The following is a 16,395-nucleotide window of genomic DNA, read 5'->3' on the forward strand; positions in this document are numbered from 1 at the left end:
TTAAGCACCTCTCATAGCTTTTACGATTCTGCGGTAGTTGACCATAGCCATCAGAACCGCAATGGTCAGGAAAGCTCCCGGAGACAGTGTCATCATGCCTATCGGATTAAACCCGAGCGTGGATACCAGGTCAATTAATTGCATTCCGAAGAGGTTGATTCCGCCTGTTCCCAGAAGCTCCCTGATTCCTCCGATCAGCATAAGCATCAGCAAAAAACCTGTACCTACACCTAACCCATCGATCAGTGAGTAGAATACTCCATTTTTCAGAGCATATGCTTCGGCACGACCGATCACAATACAGTTCACGACGATAAGCGGGATATACACACCTAAAGCTGCATATATATCAGGCGTGAACGCTTCCATTACCATGTCCACAATCGACACGAAAGTGGCTATGACAATCAGTTCTATTGGAATCCTTACTGAATCAGGGATTTCGTTTCTCATTACAGAAACCAGCAGGTTTGAACCGACCAGGACAAAAATAGTGCCCGCGGCCATACCAATCCCGTTCGCAACGGAAGTGGTGACCGCAAGAGTCGGGCAGAGCCCGAGCACGAGGCCAAACGTAGGATTGTCCTTGGTGATTCCTCGCATAAATTCACTTGCTACATTCCTATTATCAGCCATATGATCACCCTTCCACAGCTCTTACATTATCAATTCCGGTGTGCAGAGCGTTTACCACTGTAACAGAAGAGATTGTTGCACCGGAAATGGCGTCAACTTTTCCGCCATTTTTGCTCAGGCTCAGATCTGTAACAGGCAGGTTCAGGAACTGAGACTTGAAACCGGGCTCGGTGATCTTTGCTCCAAGCCCCGGAGTTTCGGAGTGGGACATAACTTCCATTCCTGTCACTGTACCGAAATCCGCAGTTACTCCACCGAGGATTTCAACTAACCCCTGTGCACCGGGTTGAGTATTCCTGAAGGCATACCCTACAATATTTCCGGAAGAGTCAACCCCACGGAAGTACAGAACAATGGGTTCACCGTCTGCATCTACCTGGTCTCCGGTCACGGGCTCGAAATCTGCAGCCTGGGGAAGAACAGCCTTTAACGCCTGTTTCTCCTGTTCTGCCTGCAGCACTTTTAACTGCGCCTGCGTAGGAACGAAAGTCAGAGCAAGAAGCACAGCTGCAAGGGCTGAGAGCGCAATCATTTTGACAATTATGTTTACTGGTGTATTTTTCATTCTTCTTCACCTCCAGCGGCTCTAGGAGCAGCGGAATGTGTAATTACCGGAGCTGAGAAGGGCTTTGGTAAGGTGGCGCGCTCGATTAGCGGGAAAATCGCGTTTGAAAGGAGCAAACCATAGAGTGTTCCTGAGATATAGTCCCCGGTAAAGTACCCGTAAATCACTGTCAGAAACCCGCAAACTACTCCATAAACAAACCTTCCATTTCTGGTTATAGGGGACGTGGATGTTTCCGTCGCTATGAAAAACACTCCAAGTAAGTAAGTCCCGGTAATGATGTAAGCCAGAGGGTCCCCAAGCAAAATTACCAGTATGACTGTTGTCAATAAATAAGCTAGAGGGATTTTCCAGTCAACATACTTTTTGGCGATCAAAACCAGCACACCGATCATGGCAATCGGGGAGGCATCTGCCAGGAATCCTGCTCCTGTTTCAAGGATCAGGTCAGAGAGCGAGCCAAGCTGGGGAATTGAACCCGGAACCATCAGGCTAGCCCAGGAAAGACTCAGGAAGACCCAGGTAGCCAGAGCGGGATGGAACATATAAGAGCCAAGCCCTCCAAAAGCATGCTTTACAATTCCTACCCCGAAGACTGCCCCTATAAAAGGCATCCAGATTGGAGCCGAGGGTGGAACTATCAGTGCAATAAGCAAGCCCAGGTACGCTGCGTTTCCGTCACCGATCGTTACTTTCTGATGGAATATCTTTTGGATTGCCAGTTCGATAAAAACTGCGCCCAGCACTCCGGAAATAAGAATTCCGAGAGCCGGGAGTCCAAATAAGTAAATCGAAGCTAAACACAACGGGAGAAGAGCAATAAATCTCCCCCACATTAATGCTTTAACCGATACACCTTCCTTTATGTGAGGAGGTGGAGATATTGTAAAGGCCATTTATTTAGTCGCCTCCTCTTGCTTCAGCGGTACACATGTTCTGGATCTGAAGCTTTGAGTATCTTATCAATTGTACAAGATGTCTTTTCGAAGGACACACCATAGCACAAGAACCGCATTCAATACAGTTCATAGCGTACAGGTGTTCACATTCCTCGTATTTTCCAAGGTCCGAGTACGACGCAATTCTGGTAGGAAGCAGGTTTACTGGACAGGCATCTACACAGCGAGCGCAGTGTATGCAGGCAGATGTTACATCCCGCAGGACCTGTTCTTTAGTCTGAACTACTATTCCGGTAGTGTTTTTGACTATCGGAGCCTCATCAGTATATACTGTTATCCCGCCCATGGACCCGTTTACAATAATTTTTCCGGGCTCGCCCTTGTAACCGCCACAGGCTTCGATAACATCTTTTATCGGGGTTCCGAACCTGACTATTACACTCTTCGGGTTATTAACAGCCCCTTTAACCGTTACTACGTTTTCAAGGTACGGTTTGCCCTCGCATATGGCATCGTAAACCGCTTTGGCAGACTTTACTCCGCATACTACCACATGTGCGTCTGAAGGCTCGCCTCCCAGAGGAAGCTTCCTGCCCATCACATTGGCCGAAAGCAGGTTCATCATTGTTGGGGTGTAGGTGATATTTCCTGCAGCAACAACGATGATCTGATCTTCCACATCCTCAAGGTAGTAGTCAGCATGCCTTTTTCCGATAATAGGAGCTACAGTGAGCGGTTTACCGTCAACCTTCGCACTCTTGAAGGCTTTAATGGATTCCTTATCGTCTGCTCTTACAACAATTACCCCTCTCGGAATCCCACTTGCTTCAAGCATAAGCCTGAACCCTTCAAGAACCTTATCAAGAGAGTTCAGGTAAGCATGGGTAATAAGGGGAAAAGTTGCATTCATGAGCAGGGTATCGATCCTCTTTCCGGGCTTCAGGGCAAGGTATGTGGGCTTTTCGTAATATTCTACAATTCCCGCTTCCTTGATTATCTGAATTAACCTTGAAGGAGGTGCATTTTTCTCAGGCACGAAATCAACAGATTGTGCACACTCCGAAGGTGTAAGCACAACACTGAGAATTCTTTTTCCACTGGGATTCGGCATCAGCTCTATTGAGTCTACAGTCCCGCAAAAAGGGGAGTGGACATAGGCGAGGTCACTTCCCTCGCATTCCCCCAGCTTCTGGCCGACAATAACTGCTTCACCTTTCTTAACCAGAGGAGCACAGGCAATTCCATCGTGCTGCCTCATGGGTATAATCGCCTTTTCAGGCAGTTTATCAAGTCTAACAACGTCACTCAGGTTCGTCACCTCCTTAGAACGCAGGTTTTGTTTCAACCTCTACAGGTCTCGGCCTGGCATAACTAATGTCAATACTCTTCACTGCTGACGCCTCTCCTCCAGGGTCTTCCGTATAGCCAAGAGATGCCCAATCAATCACGGATGCATTCCCGTGGCAGTCCTTGCAGGTGTAAGGATTAGCTATTCCAACATCACTGCTCACAATGTTGTGGGATACCTGGTAATAGAGATCCACTGTTCTTAATATCGCATTGGGATAGTCAGCCTGTCCGTCCTCATTTGCATCGTAAGCCTGCATCTCTTCCACTGTGACTTCACCGTTTCCATCAGCATCTGCTGCCTTTACATATTTTATCGGGATTGGGTCTCCCGTAGAGACACTTGTATTCGGGCTTGCGAGTATTTCAGGGTCAGTGCCTGCATCCCACCAGGTTCCGGTGATGTTGTTGAAAGGAGTTACCTTTACATCGGAATCATTCCTTGTGTCCACACTCGGCAGAACATCTCCGAAATTCCCATTGTACCAGGCAAGGGTGGGCTGGAATTCTTCCTCCCAGTAAACGTCTTCACGTTCTCCATTCTGCCAGCTGAAAGCTTTAAGAGGCTTGCCTCCGGCGAGTTCCCCTCCAGGAAGCTTGGGGATATGGCAGGCTTCACAGGCAAGGAATTCCATGTGAGAGTCTGCAAAGGGCCCGTGAGAGATACCTGCGTGACAGTCTTCATCGTCACAGCTGCGCATTGTATCATCAAAGTGACTATCAGGAAGGTCTGGAGTACCGGAAGTATTTCCGCGCCCGATCTGATGGTCCGAGGTGATAATGAAACCTTCAGTGTGGTGGCACTCAGCACATTCGACTCCTGCTTTTGCATGGGCATCAAGCTCTTCATAGGTTTCCTCATTGCCCCAGGCTACAGCACTCTTTTCAACATTCCGGATGTGACACTTTTGAGCACAGGATTCGTGTGAAGGAGCTCCGTTTACATCGTCATGGAAAACGATAAGCAGGGGATAGGGGGTAAGCAGGTTAGCATTGTAGACGAAAAACTGCACGGGATTGGTCCTCGCAGTATAGCTTGATTCTACCATGGCTGCTTCGTTTGCATCAGCATATTCTCCATTTTCGATCTTCTCGGCACGAGCTTCGAAGTCATAGAGACCGTACTGCTCATGACACATCATGCAGTCAATGCCAATACCATATGCTGCAAGCGGACCTCCGCCAGGGTGATACTTCCCGAACTCTTTGACCCATTCCTCTTCTCCAGATGTTTCAAGATCAAAATTTGTGAGGGGAGACCACCTGCTCATGTTTACCTGTACATGATAAGAATGATTGACGTTTTCGTAGACGTCGAAGTGACAGCCTCCGCAGACCGTATCGGACCATTCCCCCTTGGTCATGTAATGGGATGCAATTTGATCATTCCCTGCATATCCAAGAGAAGAATAGGCACCAGCAGCCACAAGAAGCAGCACAGCGACTCCCGACACCAACAGATTTAACCTATTCATAACGACCACATTCTCTTTTTTTGTTCACGTTGTTATGTTCATACTCGGAAAGAAACAAAGTTCAAAGTTCAACAACTTGAAACTTATATTGATAATGAATGAGATTGAAGGATATTTACGGCTGAATCGTACACGGCCAGGAGGTGTACACTGCCGTTCCTTCCAGATCCCCAATGACATTATCCAGAGACTGAAAGGAAAATCAATTAAACGGAAAACTGAAGCTGAGAAGGAACTGGCATGAACGGTTAGCCTAGCCCTTATTGGCATCACTGGTTTTCCTGAATGTTTTTTGATCACCGGCTTTTTTCTTTCCTTGCTTTAGATAGCCATTTTACTCCGAAAAACAAAGCTAAATTCCACTTCAACGAAAAATGTTTGCGTGAGGTAATACTTATTTCTTTCGAAATAAGTTTGAGGGAATTGAATAGATTTTTATAAAGTAATTAAAATATATACTTTATATATAGCACGTGACGTATATTAATCAAATATATAAAATATTTGAGATATAAGTTAAAACTTATACTTTTTTTATATATATAGTTTTCCGAAGAAAATATACATGATTATACATTAAAAACAGGTAGAGTCCCTGCACAAATAGTCTAAGGAAAAAGAAATGTGATTGACCTCTCGTAAAGGAAAAAAGCCCCATTGAACATATATAACATAAGATTTATATAAAATTTGTCATGTATTTAGTAACCGGCAATCAATAAATAATTAATAATTAATCATGAGGCATAAGGGAATTAAAGAGAGCAACTGAAGAAAGTCCTGCCCATAGTCAGGAGAAAAACACAACAACAAAATAGACAGCAAGAGAGCACAATAGATTTCTCATCAACGAAAATAGACCACAAAGAACAAGCAAAAAAATTGGTAGGAAGGAAAACTTGAGAGTAAAGGGAAGACATTATAAACAAAAAGTAAATCAAAAAAAAGATAAAACAAGATCTTCCTTTCAATTTTGTTTTTGCTAGTAAAGATGAAAAAAGATCGGAAAGAGTAAGAAAAGATTTGAAAGACTTCAGAATCTAAGAGAAAAAAAATAACCCAAACATATAAAACAAGCAGGTAAAATTGATAGAGCATGAATTCCAAATACAAAATACTATTTGCGTTTTTATTGATTATATCGATTTTAGTATCAGGCTGCGTGCAGTCTGAATCCCAAGAGAACGGAGAACTTCAGGAGTTCCAGCAGACAAGAAGCATTATGGATACCACAGTTACTGTAGCTGTATATGCTTCTAATGAAAGCGAAGCTTCAAAAGTAATAGATGATGCCTTTAATGAGATTTACAGGGTTGACGACCTTATGAGCCCCTCAAAAGAAGACAGTCAACTCAATATTCTGAACACCAGAGGAGAAGTCGAAAACGCTGACCCTGCTTTTATCCACGTACTGGAGCAGTCAAAGTACTATTCAGACAAAAGCGGAGGAGCCTTTGATATCACTATCCAGCCTGTACTAGATCTCTGGAGAAGTAAATTCCTTCCAGGCGGACCTCAGGAACCACCTACCGCAGATGAACTGAACGAAACTCTCAAACTTGTAAACTACTCGGAAATAAACATCGAGGATGGAAATATAAGTCTCAAACCCGGGATGAAAGTAGCCCTCGGCGGGATTGCAAAAGGATATGCTGTTGACAGAGCAATTGAGTCTCTGCAGGAAAACGGGATTGAAAACGCTTTCGTGAACGCAGGAGGAGACGGAAGGTATATAGGTCAGAAGCCAGACGGGACACCTTGGATGGTAGGCCTTCAGAATCCTGACAGAAGCGGACAGTATATTACTGCAATTGAAGCTCGTGATATTGCAGTAGCAACAAGCGGAAACTACGAACGTTATTTTAACGAATCTGCGCGGGTGTCCCATATCTCGGATCCGAGAACAGGGTATCCTTCCGAAGGCATAATTAGCAGCACGGTAATTGCCAGAAGCGCTATTGATGCCGATGCTTTTGCAACCGCAGTCTTCGTGATGGGCGAAGAAGAAGGGCTTGAGATGGTAGAAAATCTCGAAGGGGTTGAATGCCTTATAATAACCGAGGACCGCAGGCTTGTGTATTCAAGCGGGTTCAAGGAATATGAAGCAGAAGGTTCTATCTGAGATCAAATCAATAGTAGTGCTATCGTTCAGGTGCACAAAAGCAACTGGTAGATTAAAAAGAATTGATATGCAGGACTGAGACAGTTCAGCGCAAGAAAAGCTATCAGTCCAGGTATACAGTGTGCAGAGTCTCATATATAGGACCATCGGGAGTTAGAGTGCTTTTTTTCAGAAGCACTTTATTCACCCGCATACTGCCGAGTTCGATATCTTTTAATTCTTTCAGAACATCTGCAAAAGCATTTTTTTGATCTTTATTAAGGAATTTTGCCCTGGCAAGGGTAGCATGGGCAGTAAATGCCCTCTCCTCCTCTTTGAACTTAAAGGGCTTCAGTACTGTTTCCACATCAGCATGAAGGGTTTCGAAGTTCCCTGTTGCTCCCAACCAGAGGACTTTAGGGTTTGAAAGTTTTGGGAAAGCTCCAAGACCTTTAATTCTTGCTTCAAAAGGCTCACACATAATGGAATCAAGAGCTTCTGCAATTGGGGCGACCATTGACTCTTTAATGTCACCGAGAAACTTCAGAGTTATGTGAACAATTTCGGGGTTAACAAACTTCAAATCAAATCCGGAAAATCTTTCCTGAATCTGGCTGATTTCCTCCCTGAAACTCGGGTCCAGTTCCACTGCTATGAATGTCCTGATCAAGGTTTTCACCAGTATAAATTAGAAGGAAGAAACAGAAAAAGATTTCCGTAAGCCTATATTTCTGAAAAAACAGGCTCAGCATATAGTTTCCCTGAGAAATTGTGAACTAGTGAGCTGAACGACATCTGGAAAAAGAAAAGAAAAGAAAATAAGTAATGGAAGTTAAGAAAAAGTTAGTAGCGAAAAAGAGAAAAATAAGAGCAATTACAGAATAATTATAATATATCAGATATTACACTGGAGAATAAACAGGCTTATTATGTACATAATTACCGTTAATGTTAACTCTGAGAAATAATGTTAACCCATGGAAATAACATTAGCCCAAAGAAATAATAATTAATTTCAAAATCAACAGCAGATTATAAATAAACTCTGGACTAAAACAGCAGGACTGCAAAAATGATTGCGTAAAAATAAAAAGGGATGGATGACATGGAAAGAGCACGTATAATTGCAGAAGCGGCAGCCCATATTTCCCAGGAGCTTGGTGCTGCCGCAATCATGGTCTCCGGAGATCTGAGTTTTGAGGGGATCGAAACCGGGGAAGTTCCGGTTTATTATATCTCCATGCGTCCCAAAAGTATAATAGACCATCTTGTAGCAACCAGTAAAGATGGAAAAAATCCTGCAAAAGAGCTCAGTGACCAGCTCAACAGAGAGGCTTCAGGCAATGTTGACCACCTGCAGCATGCCACAGCCATAGAGTATGTGCTTGAAGGTCCCAGAAGCGGAATTGTAGTCGGTGTTGTTGAAACTCGCGGTTCCAGCTCTATCATAGTTCATAACCTGGATGAGAACCCCCTTATAAAAGCAATGAAAGAATGTGAAGAGAGGGTCAGACCTGAAGTTATGAACGCAGTTCTGAAAATTGCTTTTGATATTGCCCTCACAGGCAGAGAAGGAAAAAAAATAGGGGCAGCCTTTATTGTAGGAGACTCCGAAGAAGTCCTTAAACGCTCTCATCAGATAATTCTTAACCCGTATGCAGGCCATGAGGAAATCCATAGAAATATCCTTGACAGAAAAAACTGGGAATCCATAAAGGAATTTGCCCAGCTTGACGGGGTTTTTGTAATAGATGAGACAGGCATTATCCATGCAGCGGGACGATACCTTGACGTGGACGGAAAAAATATTGACATTGAAAAAGGACTTGGAGGGCGCCATGTTTCAGCTGCGGCCATCAGCAGGGATACGGTAGCAATTTCAATTACAGTATCAGAGTCAGGAGGAGTCCTCAGAGTATACAAAGACGCAAAAGAAACTATCTGTATGGAGTCCTTACAACCTGCATCAAGATACCTCTGAAACTTAGAACACCAGAGGAAAAAAATATTTAGCGGTTTTTTAACTGCCCATATTTAATTACCTTTTTTATAGAGTCCCCGATTCCAGGCATGGAAACTCGAGGGAAAAACGGATACTCATTAATAAAGAGAATGCACATACCTCTTAATATGCAAAAAACCAGAGAACCAAGAGTGATTCCATGAGCAGACAAATTTTCTACATGCCTTTCAGCCTGAAATTTCTTTTCTTATTAATACTCATAATGATCTTCGGGCTCGGGTCTCTGTTTCTGGGAGTGATCGTTTCTGCCTTTATGAAAATAGGATTTTCTGCAGAAGACGCGCTCTTAATCCTGCTACTGTCTCTTCTTGGAAGCGGGATCAATATCCCGCTGACAACTCTGAAGTCTGACATTCCGGTTGTCAAAGAAAATTATATAAAGGTCTTCGGGATTTCCTATAGAATCCCCACAAGACAGATAGTCAGAAACGAAACTGTACTTGCCATCAATGTGGGAGGGGCAGTTATTCCGGTCCTGATTTCCGCTTACCTTCTTACGCAATTCCCTTCTTCATTCTATCTTGCAGGAATCGGTGTGGCGATTGTTTCAATTATAACCTATTCCGTAGCAAGACCAATTAAAGGGGTAGGCATCGCAACTCCTGCTCTGGTTCCACCCCTTACAGCTGTTCTTACTGCAGTCCTGCTCACTTCGGCTATCCAGATTCCTGGCTGTCCTGCCGAACCCTGCCGTGTTATCATTGCTTATACAGGAGGAGTGCTCGGGACTCTTATAGGAGCTGACCTGCTTAATCTGGGAAAAATTAAAAACCTGGGAGCTCCCATTGCAAGCATAGGAGGAGCAGGTACTTTTGATGGGATTTTCTTAAGCGGATTTATAGCTATTCTCCTGATCTGAAAAAACGCAGGTTCAGATTAGCCGGTTAATCCGTTCCAGATCCGGAAGGAATTTTTCAGCCTTTTTTCCTGCACCGCAGGGAGCTGGAGCCGGCCTGCAGGTAAGAGAAAAATATTCTGTAAACCAGCATTGCAATTAAAAAAGAATCACTTCCGAAATCTCTCTAGCTGACAGATCACTTCCCTTTGCCTGGAAAATAACTTTCAATTCAAGCAAGTATAAATTTCTCTGTAAGCTTGCCTGGAGGCTCTTCCCAGAAAAAGAAAAGGTAAATAAAAAGAGACAAGAGAGATAATTCTCAAAGAGAATAAACTCCAAGAGAATAACCTCTAAGAGAATAAACCTTTTATTAGATTTTCACCTTAGAAAGCAGATTAACTCTTTTTTCTAAGAGCCAGACAGGCTATAATCCCTAAAATTCCGGAAAGTATTCCGAAACCCGGAAGTTTTACAGATGATCCTTCTCCTGCTCCTTCTTCAGGGTGGTTATTGTTTTCTTCAGAGTCTTCGAAAGATGCTTCTGAAGTGGATGTCGTTCTGTGATCAGGAGATATACTTTCAGACTCATTTACAATCGAAACCGTATCTGTCACATTTGCCTCTTCTGTAATAGTATTATTACGTTCAGATTCGGTCGCATTTTTATCTTCAACGGTAATATCCGTTGCCGGGTAGATTACGTATCCATTAGAAGAAGTACTGCCCTTTCCCTCATCTGAAGTCTGGAAATACCATGAGTCAGTAAAATAGTTCTTTTTATCCTTGTCAAGGTTCAGGGTTATTGACTTTGAGTTTTTGAGAACAATACCGTCTTTAGAAGTTTCCTTTACTTCAAATCCCTGGTACTCGTCCCCATTTTCAATAACCAGAACGTTATCTTTGTCTATTAACCAGGTATACTTGAAGACTGCAACTGAGTCGGTGGCACTCACAAAAACAGAGTCAACATAGGTAATGAAATAGAGCTGGTCCTTTCCGTCTCCGAAGTCTGCAGTTGCAGTGAAAGTCTGGCTTTCTACAGTCCCATCTGCATTCACAATTCCGGACTCGAGTTCTTCTCCATTTTTGGACAAGGAGAACCAGACTTTATCGCCCTCCACATCAACCTGATTCACTGTCAGCGAATAACCTTTTCCAAGATCCCAGATATCACCGGCTTTAAGTGTTTTTTTGTCCTTGCTGTCCTGGTTGATAACAATGTTTGCAAGCTGGGTGGGATCATTATCGACGGTAACATACGGTTTTCCGAACCAGTGAAGCTTGTAATAAAACATTCCACCCAGTTCTGAAGGAGTTGTATTGGCATTGAGTCCGAGTTCGGAAACAACTTTGTGTTTTTCGGAGAACTGCCTTGTAGAATACAAAAGCTCTCCTTCGCCAATGACATGGTTTCCGGGGTTGTTTCTCCCAAGTTCGTTCTGACTGTCACTCTCAACGTATTGCAGGCGTTCTCCCCACCAGTTTTTAGAAGCAACGAAATCCTTGTGTTTGTTTATAGGGTAATTAAAGCCTCCAAAAGTGGTCGCATCCCAGCTAAAACCATCTGCTGAAGTAACAGCAGTATCAACCGGCACTCCTCTCAATGTATAATTTCCAGGTTTGTCCAATTCTTTTGCAGGCAGGATAATGTATCCTGAAGGAGAAGAGCTGCCTTTTCCTTTATCCGAGGTCTGGAAATACCATGAGTCAGTAAAGTAGTTCTTTACGTCCTTATCAAGGTTAAGAGTAATAGACTTTGAATTTTCGAGGACAATCCCGTCTTCGGAAGTCTCTTTCACTTCAAAACCCTGGTATTCATCCCCGTTTTCGATAATCAGAATATCATCTTTGTCAATAAGCCAGGTATACTTGAAGACAGCAACGGAGTCTGTGGCACTCACAAAAACAGAGTCAACATAGGTAATGAAATAGAGCTGGTCTTTTCCGTCTCCGAAGTCTGCAGTTGCGGTAAAGATCTGATCTTCTACAGTGCCGTCTGTGTTCACAATCCCTGATTCAAGTTCTTCCCCTTTTTTGGATAAAGAGAACCAGACTTTATTGCCCTCTACATCAACCTGGTTCACTATCAGCGAATAACCTTTTCCAAGATCCCAGATATCACCGGCTTTAAGTGTTTTTTTATCACTGCTGCCCTGTGTGATAACAATATTTGCAAGCTGTGTGGGATCGTTATTAACAGTAGCATACGGTTTTCCAAACCAGGGAAGCTTGTAGTAAAACATTCCGCCGAGTTCTGCAGGGGTTATGTTAGCATTAAGCCCGAGACTGGAAACAAGTTCATACTTGTTTGAGAACTGTCTTGTAGAATATACGAGCTCTCCTTCACCTATTACATGATTTCCGGGGTTGTTTTTTCCAAGTTTGTCCTTGCCGTCTTTCTCAATGTACTGCAGGCGTTCTCCCCACAAGTTCTCAGAGGAAACGAAATCCTTGTGTTTGTTTACGGGGTAGTTAAAGCCACCGAAAGTGGTTGCATCCCAGCAAAAACCATCGGATGAAGTTTCATTGGTATCAAAAGAAATACCGCAGATAACTGGAGCTGCAAGACCAAGCTGAGGAAGCATCAAACAGATTGCTAATGCAATAAAAAGCGAATGCAATAATTTACGGATACTGAAACTCATAAATATCTCGCTCATTTTTATTAGATATTGTTAATTAATCTATACACAGAAGGAAGACAATAAACAATTATTGTTATTAACTAAAGTAAAAGTAACAACAAATAAAGAGGATTGGTTAATAAATCTTACTAATTTAAATTTAAAAAAAATAAAATAGTACATGATAAAAAAATATAAAACAAAAAATAAATTGGTGATGTTTATAAGGGAAATGAAAAAAAAGAGATTAATAAAAAAGAACAAAAATAAAAAAGAAAACCGAAATTAAACAGGTACGGATAAATCAGAGTCGAAAGTCTAGAATTAATACCAGCTTAAGTCTTTCAGGCTCAACCAGTCACCTTAAAGCGAAGTAGAGCCGCAATCCCTCCAAGTTTGTGAAGCTTTTCTCCGGGCTCAAAGGCTGTGCTGAATACAACAACCTTTCCCTGAGCCTGCTCAACCTCCATAAGAAGTTTGTCGATATCCTCTCCTTTTTCCCGCCCTTCCCGCAGGGTTTCATCGGCAATGAGCAGGGTTTCGACAGCCCCGTATCCAAGCGCATTTTTCACATCTGCAAAACCATAAGCGGCTTTGCCGTCCATTGAGATCTCTCTGATAAGGTCTTCCATAAGAGAGGATTCCCTGGCTATACGGGACTCCTGCATGATCCGGTCAACAGCTCCTCTGCGAAGCACTTCCTGAAACCCGGACATTCCTATCATGGATGTGTCCTCAGTCAATGCCTTTGAAGCCATTCCGGGTTCGGTTTCATGGAAATATTTCAGGAAATCCTCTTTTGTAAAACCGGGCCCTGCGATCACTATAGAAGCATCTTCGGGAACCGCATGTCTGAGCTGTTCAACAATTTCCTTAAAAAACTCGTTCCTTAGTCCTGTCTCCCGTTTCCCGGATGACTGCGTGATATGTGAATATACTTCAATTCCGTAGTGGCGTACAAAACCAATATCTGCATCCCCTTCTTCGACTGCTACAATAACAACTTTGGGACGTTTTCCGGCTTCTTCTGCATCTTGAATGCGCTGGAGCTGGTCGTTTTTCCAGTGCTCCTTAATGATGGAGATGTTAGTCCCTATTTCCACATTGAGAGTATGATAGGAACCGGCATCCATCCCGTGCTCAATTGGCCCGTGTATTCGCAGCCGGTTTGCAAATTTGTGGAATTCCAGTTCCTCGACCCTGATCCCTAACCTTACTTTTACTTTCTCGACCTTTTCCGGGCGGAGTTTATCACTTGCAGTATCAGCTTTCCTTTTGGTCAGGGCAAAGACCAGGTCCCCTTTTTCAATAATATATTTCAGGTGCCAGAGGTCATCAAGAGTCTCGGCTGTTACGGCAATTTCCCCTTCCCTGCCTTTCAGAGAACGGTTTGTGACTCTCATATCTTTTTCACTCCAGGTACTTCAATTTCCGTACCATTTTCCTCTCTGGCTTCGGTCTCAGTTTTCACCTCATTGCCTTTTACGGTTTCTTCTTCAAACTCCTCTCCGGCTTCTTCTCCGAATTCTTCTTCAGTTCCTCCTTCAACATCTTCAAATTCGGCTTCCATTTCAGGAGTTATATGGCCTTCCAATTCTGGACCGACTGTCTGGCCTTTCCTTTCCGGCTTCTGGTTCCTTATATCGGATTCGCCAGCCGGGATCATCATAGCCACCTGGTCAGGTGACGCAATCTGCTTTACGAAGCGAGAGTCATTAAGTTCATCCGCATAGATCCTGTAGATCTTTTTCGAAATATCATTCTGATTGAATTTTCCAGGGATGATTTCAAGAATATAGTCCCCATGCTTCCGGACTGCAGAAGCAGGCCCGCCTATAACCCTTGTTTCGCCTTTCAGCTCAAGCCCGACTGCAATGCCGAGAGGTACGTCTTTGAAGTAATTACGCTCCCCACGGATAACAAATGCTCCTTTTTTCAGGTATTCTCCGGACTCAGGAGTCTTTGTTACCTGTTCGGATTTAATCCAGTAACAATCCCCGCTGAACTGCCCGGCTTTCCAGAGGCTTGAATAAGAAACCGCAAACTGGGCAGCCTCCTGAAGTGTAGATTCCGGTACTTCCTCTCCCCCTGTCTTTACAACTGTCAGAGGAGCACCCGGAGTCTGCGTATGGAAGACAATATCTCTCTTTTCCATGTATTTTTTGAAAATTTCCTCGTTAGTATCGGCGTCCCTACCTCCTACAACAAGGAAGCCGTCTGAAGATACAAACCACCTGAACCGGTCGTACCAGTGTTTTTTCCTGGACGCCTGTAGCTTCCTTCCAGCCTTTGCAGCCTTTGCAGCAGCCTTTTTCTCCATAGCCTTTTTAGTGTCCTCAATAGCCCTGACAGCTCCATCCCTCTTTTTAGTGAACTTTTTGACCTTCTCATAGTATTCCTGGGCATTCTGAGGTACAGTTTTACGGATATCAAGGTTTACGCTTCTCCCGTCAAGGTCTACCGTTACAGTCCCGGTTTTAGGGTCAATGTTCGTGATCTTCTGAGCAGCGGGCACGGTCTTTTTTGCCTGCTTCAGGATGGTACGGATTTCATCCCATGAGTAGCCTTTTGCCCTTGCACCGTTAAGTACGGAAAACAGCTCTTCGATAATCTGGTAATTTGCATAAGTTGTTTCTGCAAGGGTATTATTTTTTTCAATATCTTTTTCAAACTTTTTAAGGCTCTCTTCCTGCTGGAGCAGACGTCTTTCGTATACACCGAGAGTTTTCTCCTTTTTCTCAGCTTCCTTTACCTCTGCCACCTGTTCAAGAGCCTTTTTCCCGAAAAACTCATCAAGTGCAGTATTAAATGAATCAAAGTACTCTTTTTCGTACTCAGAATAACGGTTCAGGTCAAAAGGAACTACATCGAAGGTTTCCATTTTTCCGTTAATTTCTTTCTTTACATGCTGAGGCCTGAGTCCGGGGATCTGAGATTTAATAATCTCTTCAGGTCCGCCTTCAATTTCAGAGCTGGCTTCAAGCCCGGTTTCAATTATAGTTTCGGCTTCGAGTTCAGCTTGAGTGCCAGTTTCAAGTTCGCCCTCAACTTTACCGGCAGCCCTCGCTCTGAACAGAGGAGAAAAGAGGTTCTGAAGCGCATCACGGAGCTTTTCAGCATCCCCTACGGTGGCTTCTTTTGCAGGTTTCGACTTGTTAACTCCTGCACGGGCACAGGCTTCTTCTGCAAGAACTCCTCCGAGATTGAATCTTGTAGCAATAGTCCGGACGATATCAGCCGTTGATTTAGAAAACGCATCCATAAGGTCCGAAACCTTAGCTTCAATAGGGCTCAATTGCGCTTCAGGAAGCTCGTAAACTTCTCCGCTCCTGAGCCTGCGATCCTTGAGAGTTACGGGATTCATTGGCAGGATGATTTTATTTTCCGAATCCACTATCAGGACATTACCTCGCGCAAACAGTTCTACAATAAGGGTGCTTCTGACTCCAGCCCTCTCAATCCCTATCTTTATGATCCTGTCAAAGTCATGCTGCTCGACAGATACTATCCTGCCCCCCATCAGGTATTTTCGCAGAAGCATGGGAAATGCCTGAGGAAGTGTTGGGCTTGCCCGAATGTGCTTGGTCATATGGAGGCGCTTTCCTGCCTCGATAACCAGGTTGTCCCTTCCCTGATGAAAAACGTAAAGATTGATGCGTATCTCCTCGCTGGCCGGCTGGTAGATCTTCCCGATCTTCGCATCAATAATAGATTTGGGACCTGCTGACAGTTCGGCAACAACTGCAGCAACGTCTGCACTTGACATATCCTGTTTCATGAAGTGGATATAATAGAGGATTCACGTATAAGTTTTGTTCTCCCAGTCGAGTTGCGGCTCGACGGTACGCTGTCCTTTTCGCTTCGCTCAAGAGGACTTATTGTTGGTG

Annotated in this window: 13 protein-coding genes; 4 read left to right on the forward strand and 9 right to left on the reverse strand. The window is 43.8% G+C overall.

The window, feature by feature from the left end; all coding sequences use genetic code 11:
- Genes rnfE through mmcA form a run of 5 tightly spaced genes read right to left on the reverse strand, consistent with a single transcriptional unit; the run spans position 1 to position 4,901 of the window.
- On the reverse strand, positions 1-636 hold the full coding sequence (rnfE, locus tag MSHOH_RS18980; protein WP_048142053.1) for an Rnf electron transport complex subunit RnfE: 636 nt from the start codon (positions 634-636) through the stop codon (positions 1-3).
- Between the two features lie 4 nt (positions 637-640).
- On the reverse strand, positions 641-1,201 hold the full coding sequence (rnfG, locus tag MSHOH_RS18985; RefSeq protein ID WP_048142055.1) for an Rnf electron transport complex subunit RnfG: 561 nt from the start codon (positions 1,199-1,201) through the stop codon (positions 641-643).
- Positions 1,198-2,097, reverse strand: a complete 900-nt coding sequence (gene rnfD, locus MSHOH_RS18990) for an Rnf electron transport complex subunit RnfD (protein ID WP_048142057.1) — start codon at positions 2,095-2,097, stop codon at positions 1,198-1,200. The genes rnfG and rnfD overlap by 4 nt, the downstream gene beginning before the upstream one ends.
- Before the next feature lie 4 nt (positions 2,098-2,101).
- Positions 2,102-3,445, reverse strand: a complete 1,344-nt coding sequence (gene rnfC, locus MSHOH_RS18995; RefSeq protein WP_052730935.1) for an Rnf electron transport complex subunit RnfC — start codon at positions 3,443-3,445, stop codon at positions 2,102-2,104.
- The gene (mmcA, locus tag MSHOH_RS19000) at positions 3,423-4,901 is read right to left on the reverse strand and encodes a methanogenesis multiheme c-type cytochrome (protein ID WP_239451061.1); all 1,479 of its coding nucleotides are present in this window, start codon (positions 4,899-4,901) and stop codon (positions 3,423-3,425) included. Before mmcA ends, rnfC begins: the two co-directional genes overlap by 23 nt.
- Before the next feature lie 115 nt (positions 4,902-5,016).
- Between mmcA and MSHOH_RS24425 the strand changes: the two genes are divergently transcribed.
- Both MSHOH_RS24425 and MSHOH_RS19005 read left to right on the forward strand, forming a co-directional pair.
- A complete protein-coding gene (locus MSHOH_RS24425; protein ID WP_162197660.1) occupies positions 5,017-5,166 on the forward strand; it encodes a hypothetical protein in 150 nt (49 codons plus the stop codon).
- 852 nt (positions 5,167-6,018) lie between these two features.
- On the forward strand, positions 6,019-7,044 hold the full coding sequence (locus MSHOH_RS19005) for an FAD:protein FMN transferase (protein ID WP_048142060.1): 1,026 nt from the start codon (positions 6,019-6,021) through the stop codon (positions 7,042-7,044).
- Positions 7,045-7,147: 103 nt separating this feature from the next.
- Here MSHOH_RS19005 and thpR read toward each other — a convergent pair whose 3' ends face one another.
- Entirely contained in the window at positions 7,148-7,693 is a 546-nt protein-coding gene (thpR, locus tag MSHOH_RS19010) for an RNA 2',3'-cyclic phosphodiesterase (RefSeq protein WP_048142062.1), read from the reverse strand.
- Positions 7,694-8,128: 435 nt separating this feature from the next.
- Here thpR and MSHOH_RS19015 point away from each other — a divergent pair, with 435 nt between their 5' ends.
- Complete coding sequence (locus MSHOH_RS19015; RefSeq protein ID WP_048143645.1) at positions 8,129-9,004, forward strand: DNA integrity scanning protein DisA nucleotide-binding domain protein; 876 nt, start codon at positions 8,129-8,131, stop codon at positions 9,002-9,004.
- Between the two features lie 181 nt (positions 9,005-9,185).
- Positions 9,186-9,905 carry a DUF1614 domain-containing protein gene (locus tag MSHOH_RS19020; protein ID WP_048142064.1) on the forward strand — a complete coding sequence of 240 codons (720 nt, stop codon included), beginning with the start codon at positions 9,186-9,188 and terminating at the stop codon, positions 9,903-9,905.
- Between the two features lie 374 nt (positions 9,906-10,279).
- Here MSHOH_RS19020 and MSHOH_RS19030 read toward each other — a convergent pair whose 3' ends face one another.
- The 3 genes from MSHOH_RS19030 to rqcH all read right to left on the reverse strand — a co-directional run bounded on the left by MSHOH_RS19030 (position 10,280) and on the right by rqcH (position 16,286).
- Complete coding sequence (locus tag MSHOH_RS19030) at positions 10,280-12,529, reverse strand: S-layer protein domain-containing protein (protein ID WP_048142068.1); 2,250 nt, start codon at positions 12,527-12,529, stop codon at positions 10,280-10,282.
- Between the two features lie 329 nt (positions 12,530-12,858).
- Positions 12,859-13,911: an mRNA surveillance protein pelota gene (locus tag MSHOH_RS19035; RefSeq protein ID WP_048142071.1), complete on the reverse strand. Its 1,053-nt coding sequence runs from the start codon at positions 13,909-13,911 to the stop codon at positions 12,859-12,861.
- Positions 13,908-16,286: a ribosome rescue protein RqcH gene (gene rqcH / locus MSHOH_RS19040; RefSeq protein WP_048142073.1), complete on the reverse strand. Its 2,379-nt coding sequence runs from the start codon at positions 16,284-16,286 to the stop codon at positions 13,908-13,910. Before rqcH ends, MSHOH_RS19035 begins: the two co-directional genes overlap by 4 nt.
- Between the last annotated feature and the right edge of the window lie 109 nt (positions 16,287-16,395).

The sequence above is a fragment of the Methanosarcina horonobensis HB-1 = JCM 15518 genome (assembly GCF_000970285.1).
GTDB classification, from domain to species: domain Archaea; phylum Halobacteriota; class Methanosarcinia; order Methanosarcinales; family Methanosarcinaceae; genus Methanosarcina; species Methanosarcina horonobensis.